Raw genomic sequence first — 626 nt, 5'->3', positions numbered from 1 at the left:
GCATCAGGCGTTCGACGCGGCGCCGACCAATCGCCTCGCCCTGGCGCCGCAGCGCCGCATGCACGCGTGGGCTGCCATAGGTTTGCCGACTATCGCGATGCACGGCGCGGATCTTCTCCAGCACTTGCGTGTCATCGATCGCGCGAGGACTGGCCGGGCGGTGCCGCCAAGCGTAGTAACCGGAAGGGCTGACCGCGTGCAATCGGCACAGCACTCTCACCGGCGCGGCTTCTTCGTGCTGCGCGATGAAGGCGAAGATGTCGGCCTTGGACTGGAAGTGAACGCGATATCTTTTTTAAAAGGTCATGCTCGAGCTTGAGCTGCTCGTACTGCTTCTTCACCTGCCGCAGCGCCTTGAGCTCGGCCGCTACCGCCTTGTCCACCTCGATCCCTTTGGTCACGATCAAGCCCTCGCGTGCGTGCTTGCGCCAACGAGACAACATGAAGGGATGGATGTAAAGCGACTCGGCCACATCTCGCACCGCCACGCCCGGAAGCTGGCTCAAGCGGACGGCGGTGGCCTTGAAGGTGTCGCTGTATCGATAGGTCGTTCTGGGACCTGGCTTGGGCATTGAAGACACTCCTGAAGTGAGATCAGGGTGTCCACTGAACCGTAGGAACTACCG

General features: G+C 61.8%; 2 protein-coding genes. Both read right to left on the bottom strand.

From position 1 onward, the window contains the following. Nucleotides 1-124 (bottom strand): IS3 family transposase (locus tag FXO19_RS19895; RefSeq protein WP_187775864.1); only part of this gene is annotated, 124 nt, incomplete at its 3' end. A gap of 7 nt (nucleotides 125-131) precedes the next feature. Next, nucleotides 132-572 carry a transposase gene (locus FXO19_RS19030; RefSeq protein ID WP_149196687.1) on the bottom strand — a complete coding sequence of 147 codons (441 nt, stop codon included), beginning with the start codon at nucleotides 570-572 and terminating at the stop codon, nucleotides 132-134. Between the last annotated feature and the right edge of the window lie 54 nt (nucleotides 573-626).

Source organism: Luteimonas suaedae, assembly GCF_008312895.1.
Classification (GTDB): Bacteria; Pseudomonadota; Gammaproteobacteria; order Xanthomonadales; family Xanthomonadaceae; genus Luteimonas; species Luteimonas suaedae.
Note: the sequence above shows the minus strand (reverse complement) of the source record. Positions and strands in the feature narration are given on the sequence as shown.